The sequence below is a fragment of the Paucibacter sediminis genome (assembly GCF_030254645.1).
GTDB lineage: Bacteria > Pseudomonadota > Gammaproteobacteria > Burkholderiales > Burkholderiaceae_C > Paucibacter_B > Paucibacter_B sediminis.
In genome coordinates this window covers 680,298-701,849 of sequence record NZ_CP116346.1, presented here as the reverse complement: position 1 = coordinate 701,849, position 21,552 = coordinate 680,298, and the positions used below count along the sequence as shown (strand labels likewise).

Annotated in this window: 16 protein-coding genes; 10 read left to right on the top strand and 6 right to left on the bottom strand. The window is 68.1% G+C overall.

Annotation, left to right across the window (positions count from 1 at the left end; genetic code table 11):
• Nucleotides 1-2,247 carry a putative bifunctional diguanylate cyclase/phosphodiesterase gene (locus PFX98_RS03235; RefSeq protein ID WP_285233735.1) on the bottom strand — a complete coding sequence of 749 codons (2,247 nt, stop codon included), beginning with the start codon at nucleotides 2,245-2,247 and terminating at the stop codon, nucleotides 1-3.
• Nucleotides 2,248-2,540: 293 nt separating this feature from the next.
• Here PFX98_RS03235 and PFX98_RS03230 point away from each other — a divergent pair, with 293 nt between their 5' ends.
• Both PFX98_RS03230 and PFX98_RS03225 read left to right on the top strand, forming a co-directional pair.
• Complete coding sequence (locus tag PFX98_RS03230) at nucleotides 2,541-2,942, top strand: phage holin family protein (RefSeq protein WP_285233734.1); 402 nt, start codon at nucleotides 2,541-2,543, stop codon at nucleotides 2,940-2,942.
• Complete coding sequence (locus PFX98_RS03225) at nucleotides 2,939-3,289, top strand: hypothetical protein (protein WP_285233733.1); 351 nt, start codon at nucleotides 2,939-2,941, stop codon at nucleotides 3,287-3,289. Before PFX98_RS03230 ends, PFX98_RS03225 begins: the two co-directional genes overlap by 4 nt.
• Nucleotides 3,290-3,300: 11 nt before the next feature.
• Here the strand turns inward: PFX98_RS03225 and PFX98_RS03220 are convergent, their stop codons facing one another.
• Together PFX98_RS03220 and PFX98_RS03215 are read right to left on the bottom strand one after the other, a co-directional pair.
• A complete protein-coding gene (locus PFX98_RS03220) occupies nucleotides 3,301-5,598 on the bottom strand; it encodes a YgiQ family radical SAM protein (RefSeq protein ID WP_285233732.1) in 2,298 nt (765 codons plus the stop codon).
• A 99-nt stretch (nucleotides 5,599-5,697) separates the two neighbouring features.
• Complete coding sequence (locus PFX98_RS03215; protein ID WP_285233731.1) at nucleotides 5,698-6,381, bottom strand: TetR family transcriptional regulator; 684 nt, start codon at nucleotides 6,379-6,381, stop codon at nucleotides 5,698-5,700.
• Between the two features lie 157 nt (nucleotides 6,382-6,538).
• Here PFX98_RS03215 and PFX98_RS03210 point away from each other — a divergent pair, with 157 nt between their 5' ends.
• Genes PFX98_RS03210 through PFX98_RS03200 form a run of 3 tightly spaced genes read left to right on the top strand, consistent with a single transcriptional unit; the run spans nucleotide 6,539 to nucleotide 12,347 of the window.
• Nucleotides 6,539-7,783, top strand: a complete 1,245-nt coding sequence (locus PFX98_RS03210) for an efflux RND transporter periplasmic adaptor subunit (protein ID WP_425334688.1) — start codon at nucleotides 6,539-6,541, stop codon at nucleotides 7,781-7,783.
• 18 nt (nucleotides 7,784-7,801) lie between these two features.
• Entirely contained in the window at nucleotides 7,802-10,966 is a 3,165-nt protein-coding gene (locus PFX98_RS03205; protein WP_285233729.1) for an efflux RND transporter permease subunit, read from the top strand.
• 1 nt (nucleotide 10,967) lies between these two features.
• Nucleotides 10,968-12,347, top strand: a complete 1,380-nt coding sequence (locus tag PFX98_RS03200; RefSeq protein ID WP_285233728.1) for an efflux transporter outer membrane subunit — start codon at nucleotides 10,968-10,970, stop codon at nucleotides 12,345-12,347.
• Between the two features lie 80 nt (nucleotides 12,348-12,427).
• On the opposite strand, the gene PFX98_RS03195 is transcribed toward PFX98_RS03200, so the two are convergent.
• Nucleotides 12,428-12,649: a hypothetical protein gene (locus PFX98_RS03195; RefSeq protein ID WP_285233727.1), complete on the bottom strand. Its 222-nt coding sequence runs from the start codon at nucleotides 12,647-12,649 to the stop codon at nucleotides 12,428-12,430.
• A gap of 305 nt (nucleotides 12,650-12,954) precedes the next feature.
• Nucleotides 12,955-13,161, bottom strand: coding sequence for a cold-shock protein (locus PFX98_RS03190; protein WP_285235527.1), 207 nt, complete (start codon nucleotides 13,159-13,161; stop codon nucleotides 12,955-12,957).
• A 378-nt stretch (nucleotides 13,162-13,539) separates the two neighbouring features.
• Here PFX98_RS03190 and PFX98_RS03185 point away from each other — a divergent pair, with 378 nt between their 5' ends.
• Nucleotides 13,540-14,748, top strand: a complete 1,209-nt coding sequence (locus PFX98_RS03185) for a serine hydrolase domain-containing protein (protein ID WP_285233726.1) — start codon at nucleotides 13,540-13,542, stop codon at nucleotides 14,746-14,748.
• Between the two features lie 9 nt (nucleotides 14,749-14,757).
• Here PFX98_RS03185 and PFX98_RS03180 read toward each other — a convergent pair whose 3' ends face one another.
• The gene (locus PFX98_RS03180; RefSeq protein WP_285233725.1) at nucleotides 14,758-15,336 is read right to left on the bottom strand and encodes a PAS and helix-turn-helix domain-containing protein; all 579 of its coding nucleotides are present in this window, start codon (nucleotides 15,334-15,336) and stop codon (nucleotides 14,758-14,760) included.
• An 84-nt stretch (nucleotides 15,337-15,420) separates the two neighbouring features.
• On the opposite strand from PFX98_RS03180, the gene PFX98_RS03175 reads away from it, so the two are divergent.
• The 4 genes from PFX98_RS03175 to PFX98_RS03160 all read left to right on the top strand — a co-directional run bounded on the left by PFX98_RS03175 (nucleotide 15,421) and on the right by PFX98_RS03160 (nucleotide 21,547).
• Nucleotides 15,421-16,587 carry an acetyl-CoA acetyltransferase gene (locus PFX98_RS03175; protein WP_285233724.1) on the top strand — a complete coding sequence of 389 codons (1,167 nt, stop codon included), beginning with the start codon at nucleotides 15,421-15,423 and terminating at the stop codon, nucleotides 16,585-16,587.
• Nucleotides 16,584-18,122 (top strand): class I adenylate-forming enzyme family protein, encoded by a 1,539-nt coding sequence (locus PFX98_RS03170; protein ID WP_285233723.1) that lies wholly within the window; start codon nucleotides 16,584-16,586, stop codon nucleotides 18,120-18,122. Before PFX98_RS03175 ends, PFX98_RS03170 begins: the two co-directional genes overlap by 4 nt.
• The gene (locus tag PFX98_RS03165) at nucleotides 18,119-18,904 is read left to right on the top strand and encodes a 3-hydroxybutyrate dehydrogenase (protein WP_285233722.1); all 786 of its coding nucleotides are present in this window, start codon (nucleotides 18,119-18,121) and stop codon (nucleotides 18,902-18,904) included. The genes PFX98_RS03170 and PFX98_RS03165 overlap by 4 nt, the downstream gene beginning before the upstream one ends.
• A 420-nt stretch (nucleotides 18,905-19,324) precedes the next feature.
• On the top strand, nucleotides 19,325-21,547 hold the full coding sequence (locus tag PFX98_RS03160) for a TonB-dependent receptor (protein WP_285233721.1): 2,223 nt from the start codon (nucleotides 19,325-19,327) through the stop codon (nucleotides 21,545-21,547).
• The last annotated feature ends 5 nt before the right edge of the window (nucleotides 21,548-21,552 follow it).

Here is a 21,552-nt window from a genome sequence, read left to right as displayed (position 1 = left end):
TTACTGCAGCGGCTCGCCCTTACCGCTCTCCAGCCAGAGCTGGAGTTGGTCGGCCATCATGGGCTTGGCGAACAGATAACCCTGGCCCTCGTGGCAGCCCAGGGTCTGCAGGTATTGGCACTGCTCTTCGGTCTCGATGCCCTCGGCGATCACGCGCATGCCCAGGCCGCGGCCCAGGTTCACCACCATTTGCGCAATGGTGGAGCCGGCATTGCTGCTCTGGGCCTCGCGCACGAAGGCGCGGTCGATCTTGAGCCGCTCCACGTCCAGCTGGCGCAGCTGGCTCAGCGAGGAGAAGCCGGTGCCGAAGTCGTCAATCGCCACCGAGGCGCCGGTGCTGCGGATGTCCGCCAGCACGCGCAGCACCAGGGAGATGTCTTCCATCGCCATCGATTCGGTGATCTCCAGCTCCAGGCTGGTGCCCGGCACGCCGCTGTCTTCCAGCGCCGCCTTGACGGTCTGGATGAAGAGCGGATGGCGGAACTGGGCCAGCGAGATGTTCACCGCCATGCGGAAGTCCTGATAGCCCAGGTCGCGCAGATGCTTGAGCTGGAAGCAGGCGGTGCGCAGCACGAAGTCGCCGATGCTGATGATCAGCCCGGATTGCTCGGCCAGCGGGATGAACTGGTCCGGCGGCACGAACTGGCCCTCGGCGGTGCGCCAGCGCAGCAGCGCCTCGGCGCCCAGCGGCTGGCGGCTCACCAGATCCACCTGAGGCTGGTAGACCACGAACAGACGGCGTTCCTCGAAACCGGCGCGCAGGCCCTTCAGCAGCTTGAAGCGCTCGCGCGCGTCGGTACCCATGGCGGCGGAGAAATACTGCGAGGAGCCGCGGTGCTGCTGCTTGGCGCGCTTGAGCGCGATCTGGGCATCCAGCAGCAGTTCCGAGCCCACCGAATTCGACTCGGTCAGGCGCACCAGGCCGGTGGTGGCCGAGAGCTGCAGGCGTTCGCCCGCCACCGTGAAGGGCTCGGCAAACAGGTTGCGGATGTTGTCGCCGTTGACCAGATGGTTCGGGCCCATCAGGCCGAAGGCATCGGCCGCCACGCGCGCCATCGAGGTGTTGAAGCCGAGCTGGTCCGCCAGGCGTGACACCACGGCCTGCAGGACCTGGTCGCCGAAGCGGTGGCCGAAGGCGTCGTTGACGTCGGAGAAGTCGTCCAGGTCGATCAGCGCCAGCGTGATGCCGTCGGGATGCTTGAGGTTCTGCTCCAGCAGCTCGATGAAACGGGTGCGATTGGGCAGGTGCAGCAGCTGGTCGTTGTAGGCCTGGTCGATCAGCTGCGAATACAGCACCACGTTCTCGAAGCCCACCGCGATGTTGGAGCAGAAGGCGCGCAGCAGCTGCTGGTCGAGCTCGTCCAGGGGGCGGCCCACGTCCACCATGGCCGCCAGGGCGCGACCGTTGGAGAGACCGAAATAGAGGCAGGTGCAGCCGTCTTCGTAGATGTTCTGGCGCTCGCTGAGGCAGCGCGTGAGGATGTGCCTGACCTTGGTGACCTGCACCGCGCCCAGCGGGCAGTTGATCAGGCTGCTGAACTGGCCGGCGGCGGCGACGATGCGCGACTGATCGTCCACATCGGCGCTCGAGCGCGCGCACACCAGGCCCTCGGGCAGGATGCCCAGCAGGGCGCAGAGCTGGGTCACCACGCCCTCGGCAAAGCGTTGCAGGCCCTGCAGCCGGCTCAGCTCGGTGCTGGCCTCGACGATCAGCTCCAGGCCCTTGCGGTTGCTTTCCAGCGCGCGGATCTGCCGGTAGGAGCGGATCGCGGCGGTGAGCACGGTGTAGAGCCGCGTGCGCGTCAGCTCCGACTTGGTCTTGTAGTCGTTGATGTCGTAGGTCTGCACCGTCTCGATCTCGGGCGCATAGCCGGGCTGGCCGGTGCGCAGCACGATGCGCACCGCGCGCAGCTTGAGATCGTCGCGGATGAAGCGCACCAGCTGCAGGCCGGCGTCTTCCGATTCCATCACGACGTCCAGCAGCACCACCGCCAGATCGGGCTCGGCGCTCAGCACCTGGCGCGCCTGCGCGGCCGATTCGGCGTGCAGAAAGGACAGCGGCTGGCCCTCCACCTGCAGGCCCTGCATGGCCAGCTCGGTGGCCTTGTGCACATCGGCGTCGTCGTCGACGATCAGGATGCGCCAGGGCTGTTGCTCGTGCGCGGGTATCTCGTCGTGATGCTCGGGACCGTCCAGGAACTCCAGCAGGTCGTCATCGCCTGGGGCGAGCTCTGCGCTGTTGGACATCTGGCTTTCCGACATTTATTCAACCTTGGGGGTGGTGAGGCGGACAAGTACGAGCACGCCGTAGCTTGCCTCAAGCCCAGCCTTTGCGCCACTATGGACCGCACCGACAGGCTCGATCGTGGCGATCAAGCGGGTGTTGTGGCGCTTCTTCGAGGCTTTGGTCATAGGTCTTTGTCTGCTAGCCGGACTGTAGCCCAAGCCGGCGCCTCCCTGTGTCTAGGGAGGGACAGGCCTTACCCTGATTTGCAGCGCTGCGAGCACAATGCTGGCATTCGTTCACACGGAGATGAGGCATGAGCAGCCCCGCAACTGATGATGGCGCCGGCAGCGGGCTGAAGCCAGCGCTGCAGCGCTTGGGCGGCCATCTGTTGGTACTGCTGCAGCTGCGCCTGGAACTGCTGGGCACCGAGCTCGAGGCTGAGAAGCTGCGCCTAGTCTCGGCTCTGGTGACGGCCCTGCTGGCCGTGATGCTGGTGATGGCAGCGGTGGTGATGCTGAGCTTGGCCCTGCTGCTGCTGAGCCCCGAGGGCTGGCGCTGGGCGGTGGCACTGGGGCTGTGCCTGGTGTACGCCGGCCTGGGCTACGCCATGCTGGGGCGGGCGCGCGACCGGCTGCAGAGCCCCGACGGGGTGTTCGCCGCCAGCGCCGCCGAACTGGCGCGCGACCGCGACGCTCTGGGGAGCTCGTCATCATGATCTGGCGCGATGCAGAACAGACGCTGCGCCTGCGCCAGCTGGAGTTGCGCATGCGCAGCGCCACGCTGCGTGGCGATCTGCAGGCCGACGTGCGCGAGCTGGTGCGGCCGCTGGGCTGGATGCCCTGGGCCTGGCGCGGCCTGCGCCTGCTGCGCGGCCTGCCACCGCCTTGGCGGGCGGCGGCCACCGGCCTGGGGGTGGCCGGCGTGGTGCTGATGCTGCGCCGCCCGGCCAAGGTGGCCGGCCTGCTGGGCCTGCTGAAGACGGGCTTGCAGGCGCTCAGACTGTGGCGTGCCTGGCAGGCGCAGCCAGCCGAAACGCAGTCGGAGCCACCGCCCCAGCCCTGATCAGCCCCCGCTCAGCGTTTTGGCGGCTTGGCCGTGCCCGGCCTGGCGGCGGGGCGCGCCGGCTTGGCTCCGGTGTTGCGCGGCGGCAGTCCGGTGTGCTGGGTCAAGATCTGACCCTTGCGCGGCGCCGTGCCGGCGGGCTTGGCCGTCGGTTTGGCGCTACAGGGTTTCACCGGCGTCGAGTTCTTGCGGCGCGCGCTCTCGTAGCTGCCGTCCGTCATCGGCTGGTAGGTCGGGATCAGGTGGTGCTTGCCGTTGCCGATCAGATCGGCCCGGCCCATCGCCTGCAGGGCCTCGCGCAGCAAGGGCCAGTTGTTGGCATCGTGGTAGCGCAGGAAGGCCTTGTGCAGGCGGCGGCGGCGCTCGCCGCGCACGATGTCCACCGTCTCGCTGTCTCGCGTGACCTTCTTCAGCGGATTCTTGCTGGTGTGGTACATCGCCGTGGCGGTGGCCATCGGGCTGGGGTAGAAGGTCTGCACCTGGTCGGCGCGGAAGCCGTTCTTCTTCAGCCACACCGCCAGATTCATCATGTCCTCGTCGGCGGTGCCAGGATGCGCGGCGATGAAGTAGGGGATCAGGTACTGCTTCTTGCCGGCTTCCTCGCTGGCCTGCTCGAACAGCTGCTTGAACTTGTCGTACGTGCCGATGCCCGGCTTCATCATTTTGGACAGCGGCCCACCCTCGGTGTGCTCGGGCGCGATCTTCAGGTAACCGCCCACATGGTGGGTCACCAGCTCCTTGATGTACTCGGGCGACTTGATCGCCAGGTCGTAGCGCAGGCCCGAGCCGATCAGGATCTTCTTCACGCCCTTGAGCGCGCGGGCGCGGCGGTACATCTGGATCAGCGGGCCGTGGTCGGTCTGCAGGTTCTGGCAGATGCCGGGGTAGACGCAGCTGGGCTTGCGGCAGGCGGCCTCGATCTCGGGGCTCTTGCAGCCGATGCGGTACATGTTCGCGGTGGGACCGCCGAGGTCGGACACCACGCCGGTGAAGCCCTTCACCTTGTCGCGCATCTCCTCGATCTCGCGGATCACCGAGTCTTCCGAGCGGCTCTGGATGATGCGGCCCTCATGCTCGGTGATGGAGCAGAAGGTGCAGCCGCCGAAGCAGCCGCGCATGATGTTGACGCTGAAGCGGATCATCTCCCAGGCCGGGATCTTGGTCGCGCCATCATGACCGCCATGCTCGTCGGCATAGCGCGGGTGCGGCGCGCGCGCGTAGTTGAGGTCGAACACATGGTCCATCTCGGCCGTGGTCAGCGGGATGGGCGGTGGGTTGATCCAGAGGTCGCGCTCGCCGTGCTTCTGCACCAGGGCGCGCGCGTTGCCGGGGTTGGTTTCCAGATGCAGCACGCGGTTGGCATGGGCGTACAGCACCGGGTCGCTCTTCACCTGCTCGTAGGCCGGCAGCCGTATCACGGTCTGTTCACGCGGGGGCAGGGCCATCTTGCCGCTGCGGTGGATGGTGATCGGCTTCGGCGCGTCGGAGGCGGTGGCGCTGTCGCAAGTCTCCTGCGCGATCTCCTGGTAGGGGCTGATCAGCTCGTCCACGCGGCCGGGCAGGTCCACCGAGCTGGAATCCAGCTCGAACCAGCCGGCGGCCGTCGGGTCGTTGGTGCGGCGCATGAAGGCGGTGCCGCGCACATCGGTGATGCTCTCGATGGGCTTGCGTTGCGCCAACCGGTGGGCAATCTCGACGATGGCCCGCTCGGCATTGCCATACACCAGCAGATCGGCCTTGGCGTCCACCAGGATGGAGCGGCGCACCTTGTCGCTCCAGTAGTCGTAATGGGCGATGCGGCGCAGCGAGGCCTCGATGCCGCCGATCACCACCGGCACATCGTTCCAGGCCTCCTTGCAGCGCTGGGTGTAGACCAGGGTGGCGCGGTCCGGCCGCTTGCCCGCCTCGCCGCCGGGCGTGTAGGCGTCGTCACTGCGAATCTTTCGATCGGCCGTGTAGCGGTTGATCATCGAATCCATATTGCCTGCCGCCACGCCGAAGAACAGGTTCGGCTTGCCCAGCACCTTGAAGGGATCGGCGCTCTGCCAATCGGGCTGCGCGATGATGCCGACGCGAAAGCCCTGCGCCTCCAGCGTGCGGCCGATCACCGCCATGCCGAAGCTGGGATGGTCCACATAGGCGTCGCCGGTGACGATGATGATGTCGCAGGAATCCCAGCCCAGCTGTTCCATCTCGGCCCGGCTCATCGGCAGGAAGGGCGCCACGCCAAAGCGCTTGGCCCAGAACGGGCGGTAGGCCGTCAGGGCCTTGGAGGCTTTGGGCGGGGTAATGGCGGGATGGGCGGACACGGCAGGGCTTTCAGATCAATCGGGCGCGGGCAACCCGCGATTGTCCCTTGACTCGGCACAAACCCGAACCCTCCCGACGAAGGCCCGGGGCTTGAAAGGTCATTCGGCGTGGCTTTGTGCCGCGCGCCGGCAAATGCCGGCCTGGCCCAGGCGGGCCCGTTCCTCGGCGCTCATGGGCGGCAGCAGGGCGCTGCCGCTTTGCGCCAGGCTGGTGAGAAAGCCCTCCACGCTGGCCTGGCCCACCTGCATCAGGTCGAAGGACTCGGGGTCCATGATCCATTGATGGATCAGCCCGTCCACCAGGGCCACCAGGGCGATCGCGGCGAGGCGGGTGTCCATCGCCTTGGGCAGCTGGCCCAGGGCCACCGCATGGTCGAACGCGGCCTGGTTTTGCGCGCGCCAATCGCGATGGGCGCTGAGCTTGCGGTCCTTCAGGGCCTGCAGCTCGCCGGTGTACTCCACCTTCTGCATCGCGATCTCGAACACGCGCCGGGTGCGCTCGTTGTGCATGGCCGAGTAGAAGACGTTCACCAGGCCCCAGCGCAGCTCGGCCAGGCTCAGCTGCGGCGAGGCCTCGCTCGTCATGCTCATGCCTTCTTCCAGCGGCATGGCGGCGCGTTCCATCATGGCGTCGAAGAGCTCGGCCTTGTCCTCGAAGTGCCAATAGATGGCGCCGCGCGTCAGGCCGGCGGCCTGCGCGATATCCTGCAGCGAGGTGTGTGAAACCCCGTGCTGATGGAAGAGCTGCTCCGCCGCGTCGAGCAGGCGGTGGCGTGTCTCCATTGCTTCTTGCTTGGTTTTCCTGGCCATGGTGTAGGGATTTTAGGTCAAGAAACATACATACGCGAATGTATGTTTATACTCCGCCCCATCCCCATGTCGAAAACCGACGCGCCGTTCGTCGTTGTTCTACCGAGTTGCAGAGAGGAATCCCATCGTGATGCCAGTCCAAGAAGAAGCAGTAACAGTCGCCGCAACATCCTCATCCGGCGCTGGCCTGCGTGCCCGCGCCCTTTACCTGCTGCCCCTTGTGGTGGCGGTGGCCGCGGCGCTCAGCGCCTGCGGCGGCGGCGACAAGGCCGCCGGCGCGGGTGGCGGTGGCATGCCGCCGCCGGCCCCGGTGGGCGTGCTGAAGGCCGAGTTGCAGGCGGTGGCGCTGCAGACCGAGCTACCGGGCCGCGTGGAGGCCCAGCGCACCGCCCAGGTGCGGGCGCGCGTGAACGGCGTGGTGCTGAAGCGCCTGTTCACCGAAGGCAGCGAGGTCAAGGCCGGCCAGCCGCTGTTCCAGATCGATCCGGCCCCCTACCTGGCCGCGCTGGAAAGTGCCCAGGCCAGCCTGGCCAAGGCCCAGGCCAATCTGGCCCAGGCGGCGGCTCAGGCCGAACGCAACAAGCCTCTGGTGGATGCCAAGGCGATCAGCCAGCAGGAATACCTGAGCTCGGTGGCGGCCGCCAAGTCCGCCGAGGCCGATGTGGCTGCCGCCAAGGCCGCGATCCAGACCGCCAAGCTGAACGTGGACTACGCCCATGTGACGGCGCCGATCTCCGGCCGCATCGGCCGTGCCCTGGTGACCGAGGGCGCCCTGGTGAGCGCCGCCGAGGCCACCCAGCTGGCGCTGATCCAGCAGACCTCCAGCGTCTACGTGAACTTCACCCAGAGCGCCAATGAGGTGCAGCAGCTGCGCGCCGCGCTGGCCAAGGGCCAACTGCGCTCGGCCGGCGCCCAGGCGGCGCAGGTGCGCATTGCCCTGGACGATGGCAGCGAGCTGGCCAAGCCCGGCAAATTGCTCTTCACCGACCTGAGCGTGGACGCCAGCTCGGGCCAGGTGCTGCTGCGCGCCGAGGTGCCGAACAACGAGGGTCAGCTCTTGCCCGGCCAATATGTGCGCGTGCGCCTGGCGCAGGCCGAGCTGCCCGCCGGCATCCTGCTGCCGCAGCAGGCGGTCAAGCGCAGCAACCAGGGTGACTCGGTGTTGATCGTCGGCGCCGGCAACAAGCCCGAGCCGCGCATGGTCAAGGTGGGCGCGGCCCAGGGCAACCAATGGGTGGTGCTGGACGGCCTCAAGCCGGGCGATCAAGTCATCGTCGACGGTTTCCAGAAGATGTTCGTGCCCGGCGCGCCGGTGACGCCGGTGCCGTGGGTGCCCAACGCCGCAGCAGCACCGGCCTCCGCCGCCAGCCGCTAAGCCGAGGAGGCACCACACATGTCACGTTTCTTCATTGACAGGCCGGTGTTCGCCTGGGTGATCGCCTTGTTCATCCTGGTGTTCGGCGCGGTCTCCGTCACCAAGCTGCCGGTGGCGCAGTACCCCACGGTGGCGCCGCCATCGCTGGTCATCAGCACCGCCTACCCGGGCGCATCGGCCAAGACCCTGGACGAGAGCGTCGTCTCGGTGATCGAGCAGGAGCTCAATGGCGCGCCCGGCCTGGCCTATATGGAATCGGTCAGCCAGGCCAACGGCACCGGCGCCATCACCGTCACCTTCGAGCCCGGCACGAATATCGACCTGGCCCAGGTCGAGATCCAGAACCGCCTCGGCCGCGCCACGCCGCGCCTGCCCGCCCAGGTGGTGCAGCAGGGCGTGCGCGTGGACAAGTCGCGCAGCAACTTCCTGCTCTTCGTCACGCTCTCCAGCAAGAACGGCACGCTGGACCCGGTGGCCCTGGGTGACTATGCCTCGCGCAACATCATCCCCGAACTGCAGCGCCTGCCCGGCATCGGCCAGGCCCAGCTGTTCGGCACCGAGCGCGCCATGCGCATCTGGCTGGACCCGGCCAAGCTGCTGTCCTTCAACATCAGCCCGGCCGAGGTGAATGCCGCCATCCGCGCGCAGAACGCGCTAGTGCCGGCGGGCTCGATCGGCGAGCTGCCCAATCTCTCCAGCCAGACCATGTCGGCCACGGTGGTGGTGAAGGGCCAGCTCGAGACGGTGGACCAGTTCCGCAACATCGTGCTGCGCGCCAATACCGACGGCTCCAGCGTGCGCCTCAAGGACGTGGCGCGCATCGAGCTGGGTGGCCAGAGCTATGGCTCCTACTCACGCCTGGACGGCAAGCCCAGCACCGGCATCGGCATCCAGCTGGCCCCCAGCGGCAACGCCCTGGCCTCGGCCACCGCGGTGAAGGAGCGCATGCTGGAACTGGAGCGCTACTTCCCCGAGGGCGTGAACTACGCGATCCCCTACGACTCGTCCAAGTTCGTGAAGATCTCCATCAGCCAGGTGGTCGAGACCCTGGTCGAGGCCGTCGTTCTGGTGTTCCTGGTGATGTTCCTGTTCCTGCAGAACTGGCGCTACACCCTGATCCCCACCATCGTGGTGCCGGTGGCCCTGCTGGGCACCTTCGCCATCATGTTGTGGATGGGCTTCTCCATCAATGTGCTGACGCTGTTCGGCATGGTGCTGGCGATCGGCATCCTGGTCGACGACGCGATCGTGGTGGTGGAGAACGTCGAGCGCATCATGAACGAGGAGGGGCTGCCGCCCCTGCAGGCCACGCGCAAGGCGATGAGCCAGATCTCGGGCGCCATCATCGGCATCACCGTGGTGCTGGTGTCGGTGTTCGTGCCGATGGCCTTTTTTGCCGGCTCGGTGGGCAATATCTATCGCCAGTTCTCGCTGGCCATGGTGGCCTCCATGCTGCTGTCGGCGCTGATGGCGCTGACGCTCACGCCGGCGCTGTGCGCCACCCTGCTGAAGCCGGTGCAGGCCGGCCATGCGCACGCCAAGACCGGCTTCTTCGGCTGGTTCAACCGCGGCTTCGCGCGCACCGCCAAGGGCTATGAGGGCTGGGTGGCCAAGCTGCTGAAGAAGAGCGGCCGCATGCTGATCGTGTATGGCGTGGTGGTGGCGGCCGTGGGCCTGCTCTACACCCGCATGCCCACCTCCTTCCTGCCCAACGAAGACCAGGGCTACCTGATCGTCAATGTGCAGCTGCCCCCGGGCGCTACCGCCAGCCGCACCGAGGCGGCCGTCAAGCAGGTGGAAGACTTCATGCTCAAGCAGCCCGAGGTGCAGCACACTGTGGGCGTGATCGGCTTCTCCTTCTCGGGCCAGGGCCAGAACGCCGCGCTGGTGTTCGTGCCGCTCAAGCCCTGGGAGGAGCGCGTCGGCCCGCAGCACAGCGCCTCGGCGCTGGCCGGCCGCGCCTTCGGCGCCATGATGGCGGTGCGCGATGCCTTCATCTTCCCGCTCTCGCCCCCGCCCATCCCTGAGCTGGGCACGGCCACCGGCTTTGCCCTGCGCCTGCAGGACCGCGCCGGCCTCGGCCACGAGGCGCTGCTGAACGCGCGCAACCAGCTGATGGGCATGGCCAGCCAGAGCAAGCTCATCACCGGCATGCGCCCCGACGGCCTGGAAGACGCCCCCCAGCTGCAGCTGGACATCGACCGCGAGAAGGCCAACGCCCTGGGCGTCAGCTACGACGCGATCGCCGCGGTGATCGGCACCCAGCTGGGCTCGGCCTATGTGAACGACTTCCCCAGCAGCGGCCGCCTGCAGCGCGTGGTGGTGCAGGCCGATGCCGCCGCCCGCATGCAGCCCGAGGACCTGCTGCGCCTGAACGTCAGCAATGCCAAGGGCCAGGGCGTGCCGCTGTCGGCCTTTGCCCGCACCCACTGGATCACCGGCCAGATGCAGGCCACGCGCTACAACGGCTACCCGGCGATGCGCCTGGCCGGCGACGCCGCGCCCGGTGCCTCCACCGGCGCGGCCATGGCCGAGCTGGAGCAGATGGTCAAGCAGCTGCCGCCCGGCATCGGCTATGAGTGGACCGGCCTGTCGCGCGAGGAAAAGCTCTCGGGCTCGCAAGCCACCATCCTGCTCGCCTTCTCGCTGCTGGCGGTGTTCCTGTGCCTGGCGGCGCTGTACGAGAGCTGGTCCATCCCGCTCTCGGTGCTGCTGGTGGTGCCGCTGGGTCTGCTGGGTGCGCTGGCCGGTGCCAGCCTGCGCGGCATGCCCAACGACGTCTACTTCAAGGTGGGCCTGATCACCATCATCGGCCTCTCGGCCAAGAACGCCATCCTGATCATCGAGTTCGCGAAGGACTTGCAGGCCGAGGGCAAGGGCCTGATCGAGGCCATCCTGGAAGCCTGCCATCTGCGCTTCCGCCCCATCATCATGACCTCGATGGCCTTCATCCTGGGCGTGACGCCGCTGTTCTTCGCCACCGGCGCGGGCTCGGCCAGCCAGCGTGCCATCGGCACCGGCGTGCTGTCGGGCATGATCTCGGCCACGGTGTTGGCGGTGATCTTCGTGCCGGTGTTCTTCCTGGTGGTGCGACGCATCTTCAAGGGCAGCGACCGGCAGCGGCGGCTGTATGCGCATGAGGCGGCAATGAGTGAAGCCAGCAACACGACGGAGGGCCGCTGAGATGAGCAAGCAAATCCTGACCTTGAGTGTCCTCATGGCCGCGGCCCTGAGCGGCTGCGTGAATCTGGCGCCCGAGCATCAGCGCCCCGCCGCACCAGTGGCGCAGTCCTGGGCCCAGCCCAGCCAGGGCCCCGAGGCGGCCGCGCAACTGGACTGGCAGCGCTATTACGCTGATGCGCGGCTGCGTAAGCTGATCGAGCTGGCGCTGCAGAACAACCGCGATCTGCGCGTGGCCCTGCTGAATGTGGAGCAGGCGCGGGCGCTGGCGCGCGTCAGTGCCGCGAACCAGCTGCCCACCGTGGGCGTCGGCCTGGCCAGCTCGCGCCAGCCCGGCAAGGACGACACCATCACCAGCAGCTACCAGGCCGGCCTGCAGATCAGTGCCTATGAACTGGACCTGTTCGGCAAGCTGCGCAACCAGAGCGACGCGGCGACGCAGCGCTACCTGGCCAGCGCCGAGGGCGCGCGCGCGGCCCAGCTGAGCCTGGTGGCCGCGGTGGCCGCTGCCCATCTGGGCCTGCAGGCGGACGAGGAGCTGCTGCAGCTGGCGCGCCAGACCCTGGCGACGCGCGAGGACAGCCATCGCCTCTTCAAGCTGCGCTTCGACAACGGCGCCGCCTCCAGCCTGGATCTGGCCGGCGCGGCCTCGGCGCTCGAGGCCGCGCGTGCGGCCGTGGCGCAGGCCGAACGCCAGCGCGCCCAGGACGAGAACGCCCTGGTGCTGCTGCTCGGCCAGCCCCTGCCGGCCGATCTGCCGGCGGGCCAGGCCCTGGCCGCGCAGCAGCTCGCCGAGCTGCCGGCCGGCCTGCCCTCCGAAGTGCTGGTGCAGCGGCCCGATGTGCTGCAGGCCGAAAGCCTGCTGCGCGCCGCCAATGCCAATATCGGCGCGGCGCGTGCGGCCTTCTTCCCCAGCATCACGCTCACCACCAGCCTCGGCACGGCCAGCTCGGAGCTCGACGGCCTGTTCAAGAACACCGCCTGGAGCTTTGCCTCGCAACTGCTGCTGCCGATCTTCGACAGCGGCCGCAACGAAGCCAACCTGGCCTCGGCCAAGGCGGCGCGCGAGATCGCGGTGGCGCAGTACGAGAAGAGCGTGCAGAGCGCCTTCCGCGAGGTGGCCGACGCGCTGGCGGGCCGGGCCACGCTGGGCGAGCAGGCGCGCGCCCAGGATGCGCAGGCCGCGGCCGAGGCCGAGCGTCTGCGACTGGTGGAGCTGCGTTTTGCCAACGGCGCCTCCAGCTCGCTGGAGCTGCTGGACGCCCAGCGCGCCAGCTTCGCGGCGCGCCAGGCGGCGCTGCAGGTGCGGCTGGCGCAGCTGGTCAACGGCGTGCAGCTCTACAAGGCGCTGGGCGGCGGCGTGGCGCTGCCAGGCAAGACCTGACCCTCAGGTTCTTCCGCTGCAAAGCAAAAGGGCGGCTCCGCAAGGAGTCGCCCTTTTTGTTGGCAAGGCGCCGAGGCGTCTTAATGGAGTTTGCTGACCCAGGCCACGCCCTCGCGGGTGGCATAGGCGATCGCGGCGCGCTGCGTGGCAAAGCGCGGCGTGAAGCGCATCACGCGGTCATGGCTGGCCATGCCCTGGCCGGAGCGGATCGAGACCGAGGCTGCGAAGCCGCCGTCATGGGTGGGTTTGGTGAAAGGTGAGACAAGGAAACGCCCCACCTCAATGCTTTTTTTCGTTTGCATAGTCTTTTGAGGTGTGCGCCTTGATGCCGTCCCTGTGGCGTGAGCGAATAGGGAAACCGTCTTGGCGCGGATTGCGATAAAGGGATTTGGTGCCATGCACCGGGTTGGCAACCAGCTTTGCTGGCGCCGCTGCGCATCGGGTCGCGCAGATGAGTGACACGGGTCACTGCATTCAATCGCAAGACAGATGTTGTTGGGTCAACGCTGCTTGCGGATAGAGACCCTGGCTTGCACCAGGGTCCCAGCCTTCCCAGGCTGAGTTCAGAGGCCGGGCGGAGCTCGAAAGATCCACCAGGCCCCGTGAATTACACGCCGCGGATGTTGGCGGCTTGCAGGCCCTTGGGGCCTTGCTTCACTTCGAACTCGACCTTTTGGTTTTCGGCCAGGGTGCGGAAGCCGCCGTTGTTGCGGATTTCGCTGTGGTGGGCGAACAGGTCCTTGGTGCCGTCATCGGGGGTGATGAAACCAAAGCCCTTGCCGTCGTCGAACCACTTCACGGTACCGGTTTGCATAGTCGTCATGATCTGTTCCTTAGGAAACTATTGAAAAACACTCCGCGACCACATGGCCTGCGGAGACAGAAACACTCAAGAACAGTCAAACGGGGAGTTAAAACTGGAGCGAGCCTGGCGCGACGAATGAAGCGAACGTACGGCGGGGCTGCAGATTGAAGACCTTGAAGAAACGGTCTTGTGCGTATCTATGCTGCCGAATGTACCACAGTTACCCGGTTCACCCTAACGAAGTTTCACGGCCGGCGCTACTTGGCCCCCAGTCCCTGGGATTGGGAGCGGCCGGGAATGCTGTTGAAATGCGCCTCATCAAACAAGACTCGCAGGGGCGGCAGCACGGTGGTGATGGCGACGACAAGGCATTGCATATGGCTGGCCATGCTGCTGCCGGCGCTGCTGCATGCCGCCCCCGATGAGGATCTGCTGGGGCGCCAGCAGGGCTATCCGCTCGGCACCGCCGGCGACTGGTTCAGCAATGAAGCGGTGCGCGTGGGCTCCTTCAGCAACCAGGGCGCGATCGCCGGCATCCTGAATGGGCCGGTGCACCAGTTGCCGGCCAGCGAGCAGCCGCTGCGGCTGCCTCGCGCGGCCAGCGAGCCGGCGCTGCGCTGGCTGGCGGACGATGGCGTCGAGCGCGACGTCAGCGCCTACCTGGCGCGCCAGCGCGTGATGGGCCTGATGATCGTGAAGGACGGCGTGGTGCAGCTCGAGCGCTATCAGTACGAGCGCGGGCCCGAGCACCGCTTTGTCTCGCACTCGATGGCCAAGTCCATCGTCGCGCTGGCGGTGGGGCTGGCGCTGCAGGAGGGCAAGCTGCGCTCGCTGGACGATACGGCCGAGCGTTATGCGCCTGGCCTGGCCGACACCCTGTACGGCCAGACCAGCTTGCGCAATCTGCTGCGCATGGCCTCGGGCGTACGTTTCGAGGAGCGCTACGACGGCCAGGACGATCTGGCCCGCTACGGCCGTGCCGCCAGCCGCGAGGGCCTGGAGGCCGCCGCCAGCCAGATCAACCAGCGCATCGCGCCGCAGGGCACGCGCTTTCACTACGCCAGCACCGAGACGGTGATGCTGGCGGCGGCGCTGCGCGGCGCCACCGGCCAGTCATTGAGCGACTACCTGGGGCCGCGACTGTGGCAGGCGATGGGCGCCGAGCAGAGCGCGCTGTGGCGCGCCGACCGCACCGGCCTGGAGGCCGCGGCGGGCAACTTCAACGCCACGCTGGGCGACTACGCGCGCCTGGGCGTGCTGCTGGCCAACGATGGCCGGCGCCCCGACAACGGCCAGCAAATCATCCCGGCGCGTTTTCTGCGCGAGGCCACCGACTGGCACCTGCATGCGCCGGCCTTCCAGCCCGGCCGCGCCAGCCCCTACTTCGGCTACGGCTACCAGTTCTGGACCTTCCCGGGCAATTCGCGCCGCTTTGCGATGTTGGGCGTGTTCGGCCAGATGATGCTGATCGATCCGGCCCTCAAGCTGGTGATGGTGCAACTGGCCGCCGACGCCAAGCCCCTGGCCGGCAGCACCAGCATGGCCCATGAGGCGCTGGCGCTGTGGCAGGGCCTGCTGCGCTTCTACCAGCCCTGAGCCGGCCGCTCAGGCCAGCCCCACCAGCTTGGCCAGCGTCTCGCTGGCGCTGCTGGCGCCGACCTTGCGGATGATGCGGGCGCGGTGGCCGTCGATGGTGCGCGGGCTGATGCCCAAGAGGCGCGCGATCTGCTTGGTGCTCTGGCCGGCGGCCAGCTGGCGCACGATCTCGCGCTCGCGCGCCGTCAGGTCCACGGTGACGGCGCGGCGCGCCGAGATGTCCTCGAACATCCAGACCGCGCAGGCAAAGGGCTGATCGCGGCGCAGCGAACGCCCGGCCGCATGCACCCAGAACAGCCGGCCGCTGCGGTGTTTCATGATGCGCTCGTCGCTGTAGCGGCCGGTCTCCAGCATCACGTTGAAACCCTGCGCGCCGATGTGCTCGAACTCGGAATCCGAGGGGTAGAGGCAGGCCATCGAGCGGCCCGCCAGCTCGGCAGGCTGGTAGCCGAACATCTCGGCGAAGGCATCGTTGCAGCGCTGGATGCCGCGTTCGCGCGTCACGCACAGGCCCACGGGAGCGAGGTCGAAGGCGAGGTTGAGATCGGCGTCGGCGCTCGGTTCGGCACTGGCGTCGCTGGCGGGCATGGGGGCAGTCCTGAGGTAGTTGTACGTGTTTCGCGGGCGCGGCGCTGTTCCTATAGTCGCGCCGAACCTCACAAGGAGCATGGCATGGCAGTGTGCATCGTTGGCTGGGCCCACAGCAAGTTCGGGCGTCTGGACGGCCTGGATCTCGAGCAGCTGATCGGCGGCGTGACGCAGGGCGCGTTGGCGGACGCGGGCCTCGGCGGCGCCGAGGTCGACGGCATCTGGCTCGGTCAGCTCAACGGCGGTTTCGTGCCGGAGATCTTTGCCTCCTCCCTGCCCATGCAGGCCAACGCGGCGCTGCGCTGGGCCCCGGCCACGCGGCTGGAGAATGCCTGTGCCTCCGGTGCCGCGGCGCTGTATGCGGCGGCCGACGCGATCGAGGCCGGCCGTGCCCGCATCGCCCTGGTGGTGGGGGCCGAGAAGATGACGGCGGTGTCGGGCGCCGAGGTCACGCGCATCCTTGGCAATGCCTCCTATGTGCCCGAGGAGGCCAGCCAGGGCCTGAGCTTTCCCGGCATCTTCGGCCGCATCGCCCAGGCCTATTTCGAGCGCCATGGCGATCACGGCGCGGTGCTGGCCCGCATCGCCGCCAAGAACCACGCCAACGGCGTGCGCAACCCCTGGGCGCAGATGCGCAAGGACCTGGGCTTCGAGTTCTGCAACGAAGTTTCTGAGCGCAACCCCTTGATCGCGGCGCCGCTGCGCAAGACCGATTGCTCGCTGGTCTCGGACGGGGCGGCCGCGCTGATCCTGGTGGATGCCAGCCTGGCACGCCAGTTCAGGCGCGCGGTGGCGCTGCGCAGCCGCGTGCAGGTGAACGATTTCCTGCCGCTCTCGCGGCGCGACCCGCTCGCCTTCGAGGGCCCGCGTCGCGCCTGGGCACAGGCCCTGCAGCAGGCCGGCATCGGCGTGCGCGATCTCTCCTTCGCCGAAGTGCACGACTGCTTCACGATCGCCGAGCTGCTCAGCTACGAGGCCATGGGCCTGGCGCCGCCCGGGCAGGGCGCCCGCGTGCTGGAGCAGGGCCTGGTGATGGCCGATGGCGCGCTGCCGGTGAATGCCTCGGGCGGGCTCAAGGCCAAGGGCCACCCGATCGCCGCCACCGGCGTCTCCATGCATGTGCTGGCCGCCATGCAGCTGGTGGGCGAGGCGGGCGAGATGCAGCTGCCGCAGCCGCGCCTGGGCGGCGTCTTCAATATGGGCGGCTCGGCGGTGGCCAATTACGTCAGCGTGCTGGAGCGGGTGCAATGAACCTGGCCAGCCTGCTGCAGCGCAGCGCGCTGCTTCACCCGGAGCGGCCAGCCCTGCTGCACGGCGACGAGCTGCTGGTCCGCTATGGCGAGCTGGCCGACCGGGTGGCGCGCCTGGCGCATGGCCTGAGCCAGGGCTGCGGCCTGCGGCCGGGTGCGCGTGTGGCACTCTATATGAGCAACCACCCGGCCTATCTGGAGCTGCTCTATGCGGCCTGGTGGGCGGGGCTGGCGGTGGTGCCGGTGAATGCCAAGCTGCACGCCAAGGAGCTCGCCTACATCGTGCAGGACGCCGGTGCCGAGGCCTTGTTCGTGAGCGCCGACCTGGGCGCCGCGCTGCAGCCCGAGCTGGCCAGCATGCCGGGCCTGCGCATGCTCTGCTGCCCCGACGAGGCCGCCTATGCCGCGCTGCTGGCCCATGAGCCGGCGCCCATGCAGGCGCGCGCCCCCGACGATCTGGCCTGGCTGTTCTACACCTCGGGCACCACCGGCCGGCCCAAGGGCGTGATGCAGACGCATCGCAATCTGCTCGCCATGACGGCCTGCTATTTCATCGACGTGGATGCGGTCGAGGCCGAGGACGTGATCGTCTATGCGGCGCCGATGTCGCATGGCGCCGGGCTCTACAACTTTGCCTTCGTCGCCGGGGCCGCGCGCCATGTGGTGCCGCGCTCGGGCGGCTTCGATGTGGCTGAGCTGCAGGGGCTTTCGCAGCGGCTGGGGCGGCTGTGCCTGTTTGCCGCCCCCACCATGGTGAAGCGCCTGGTCGAGCATCTGCAGGCCAGCGGCGGCGACGCTTCGGGCTACAAGACCATCGTCTATGGCGGCGGCCCCATGTATGTGCAGGACATCCAGCGCGCGCTGGCCCTGATGGGGCCGCGCTTCGTGCAGATCTATGGCCAGGGCGAGTCGCCCATGACCATCACCGCGCTGGCCCGCGCGCAGCTGGCCGACCGCGACCATCCCGACTGGCTCGCCCGTCTGGCCTCGGTGGGGGTGGCGCAAAGCCTGGTGGAGGTACGCGTGGCGGACGAGCAGGGCAATGCGCTGCCGGCCGGCGCGACCGGCGAGGTGCTGGTGCGCGGCGACACCGTGATGGCCGGCTACTGGCGGCAGCCCGAGGCCACGGCCCAGGCCCTGCGCGGTGGCTGGCTCTGGACCGGCGACATGGGCGCGCTCGATGCCCAGGGCTTTCTGACCCTGAAGGACCGCTCCAAGGACCTCATCATCAGCGGCGGCTCCAACATCTACCCGCGCGAGGTCGAGGAGGTGCTGCTGCGCTGCGCCGGCGTGCGCGAGGTGGCGGTGGTGGGCCAGGCGGATGCCGAATGGGGCGAGATCGTGGTGGCCTTTGTCGCGCCCGAGGCCGGCGCGCAACCGGACGCCGCCGCGCTGGATGCGCAATGCCTGCAGGCCCTGGCGCGCTTCAAGCGACCCAAGCGCTATCTGTTCGTCGATGCGCTGCCCAAGAACCATTACGGCAAGGTGCTGAAGACGGCGCTGCGCCAGCAACTCAAGAAGGACGACGAGACATGACCTTGCACGACCGTACCGCCCTGGTGACCGGGGCCACCCAGGGCATAGGCCTGGCGATCGCCCGCTGCCTGGCCGAAGCCGGCGCGGACCTGGTGCTGCATGGCATCGAGCCGCAGGCGCAGGGCGATGCGGTGGCCGCCGAACTGGCCAGCGCCACGGGGCGCCGCACCGCCTATGTGCGCGCCGATCTGGGCGATGCCCAGGCGGCCGCGGGCCTGCTTGCCGCCGCCAGCGCGGCGCTGGCCGCGCCCGACATCCTGGTCAACAACGCCGGCATCCAGCACACCTGCGGCATTGCGGAATTTCCTGCCGAGCGCTGGGACGCCATCCTGGCGGTCAATCTGAGCGCGGCCTTCCACACCATGAAGGCGGCGGTGCCGCGGATGCGCGCGCGCGGCTGGGGCCGCATCGTCAACATCGCCTCGGTGCATGGCCTGGTGGCCTCGGTCAACAAGGCCGCCTACCTGGCTGCCAAGCATGGGCTGGTGGGCCTGTCCAAGGGCGTGGCGCTGGAGACCGCGGCCGAGGGCATCACGGTCAACTGCATCTGCCCGGGCTGGACCGACACCGCCATCATCCAGCCGCAGATTGAGGCGGTCGCCGCCGCCCTGGGCGGCGACCGCCAGGCCGGCATCCGCGAACTGCTGCGCGAGAAACAGCCCAACCTGACCCTGCTGCCGCCGCAGCGCATCGGCGAGGTAGCGGTGTTCCTGTGCAGTGAGGCGGCCGCCGGCATCACCGGCGTGGCCCTGCCGGTGGACGGCGGCTGGACGGCGCAATGAGCCGCACCAGCTGTCTGAAACACAGACATCGACTGAAAATTGGACAACGATTTACGTATCGGTGCCTGTTGTGTGGACAATTGGGCGCTGTGCGCCGCGGCCCGGCGCGGCCAAGCGGCGAGCCAGCCCCGCTTTCGGCCCCAAAGCCTAGTGGTTTGCACTTGCTTGGGGCCGCCGGGCCGGCCTTGGGCATGGCCTTTGCAAAGAAAAGCCTACCTGGCCGCGCACAGGCCATGACAACAAGTTGGAGACAGGCATGACCAGCACCCACACCACGGCTGCGCCCGCTTAGCGCCCGCTTAACGCCCGCTTTAGGCGCGCGCCAGCCCCGCATTCCCCACCCGCCCATTTGCGCCGGCCGCGCGCGCCGGCTGGGTGGACTCGCCCTCAAAAAAGTTCAGACCACAAAACGGAGACCTCATGACCCTTCAGCATCAACGCATCAGCCGCCTCTGCCTGGCCCTGGCCGCAGCCTTTGCCGCCCCCGCGATGGCACAACAGACCGCGCCCGCGGCCAGCGGCAAGCCCGCCGACGAGGCCAAGAGCGAGGTGACGACGCTGGAGACGGTGACCGTCACCGCGCGCCGCCGCGAAGAAAGCCTGCGCGACGTGCCGGTGGCCGTGACCGCCATGACCGAGAAGGCCCTGGAGACCCTGGGCGTGAAGGACCTCGGCGACCTGCAGGGCCAGGTGCCCAACCTCACCGTCTATGCCGCGCGCGGCAGCAACACCACCGTCACCAGCTTCATCCGCGGCGTCGGCCAGGCCGATCCGCTGTGGGGCGTGGACCCGGGCGTGGGCATCTACTTCGATGATGTCTATGTGGCACGGCCCCAGGGCGGCCTGCTGGACGTGTTCGATGTGCAGCGCGTGGAAGTGCTGCGCGGGCCGCAGGGCACGCTGTACGGCAAGAACACCATTGGCGGCGCCATCAAGTACGTGTCGCGCCCGCTCGGCAAGGACACCGAGGGTGCGCTGAGCTTTGCCTTCGGCAACTATGGCCAGATCAATCTCAAGGCTGCTGCCGGGGCGGCCAGCGCCGACGGGCAGTTGCGCGGCCGCGTGGCCCTGGCCAGCCTGAACCACGATGGCTATGGCCACAACCTGGTGGACGGCAGCGCCGTCAGCAACCAGAAGACCAATGCCGGCCGCGCCAGCTTCGGCTTCTTCCCCACCGGCATGCCCTTCAATGTGCTGTTCAGCATCGACCGCACGCGCGACGACTCGAACATGCGCGGCTTCCAGCGCATGGCGGTGAACAGCACCTGGGACCCGCTCAAGACGCCGGTGCCGACCAGCCGCTACGACATCACCAGCGGCATGGCCAACGCCAACTTCACCCATGGCGGTGGCCAGTCGCTCACCGCCACCTGGAATGTCTCGGACGCCTGGACCGCCAAGTTCATCAGCGCCTATCGCAGCGGCGACACCGCCACCGGCATCGACTTCGACGGCCTGCCCAACAAGATCGCCGACGTGCGCGCCAGCTATTCGGACAGCCAGCGCAGCAACGAGCTGCAGTTCACCTACGACGCCGGCGGCACGCAGTCGGGCGTGCTCGGCCTTTACCAGTTCGATGGCAAGGCCGGCGGCACGGTGCTGAACGCCTTCCTGGCGGACACCATCTTCCGTTCTTTCGGCAACACCAACGGCAAGGTCTACACCAAGAGCACGGCCGTCTACGGCGACTGGAACTGGCGCCTGACGCCCGACCTGGGCCTGACCGCCGGCCTGCGCCTCACCGAGGAGAGCAAGCGCGCGGTGGTGCTCAACCAGGGCTTCTCCGACGGCACCTACACCAAGGTGGTGGCCACCGCGGCCGACTTCGACAAGACGCGCAAGGTGCACAACACCGCGCCCAAGCTGTCGATGGACTACAAGTTCAGCAGTACCACCAATCTGTACGCCACCGCCTCGCGCGGCTTCAAGTCCGGCGGCTACAACGTGCGCGCCAACCAGGCCAACCCGCTCACGCTCAAGCCCTTCGAGGACGAGACCCTCGATTCCTTCGAGCTGGGTTCCAAGATGGTGCTGGACGGCGGCCGGCTGGAGCTGAATGCGGCGGCCTTCCACAACAAGTACAAGAACGTGCAGCTCTCGGTGTTCAGCACCGTGGTCATCAATGGCGCGCCCACCTTCCTGGGCGACTTCACCAACGCCGGCAAGGCCACCGTGCAGGGCGCCGAGCTCGAGTTCGTCTGGCGCCCCAGCTCGGCCTGGACCGTCAGCGGCAACCTCGCCGCCCTGCATGCCAAGTACGACGAGTACATGGACAAGGGCGTCAACGTGGCCAAGGACAAGAAGTTCTCCAATGCGCCCAAGTTCCAGGGCGGCCTGAACCTCGAGCACCTGAGCCAGCCGGCCTTCGGCGGCCTGCTGCGCGCGCGCGTCGGCCTGAGCTATCGCACCAAGGTCTACCCCACCACCGATCTGAGCGAGATCATTGCGCAGGACGCCTACTCGCTGCTGTCCGCCGGCCTGATCTGGGAGCGCAGCAAGAACCTCAGCTTCTCGCTGCAGGGCAGCAACCTCACCGACAAGGCCTACCGCACCGATGGCTACAACATCCCGGCACTGGGCATCCTGAGCGGCTATTACGGCGCGCCGCGCACGGTCACGCTGGGCGTGCAGATGAAGTTCTGAGGCGG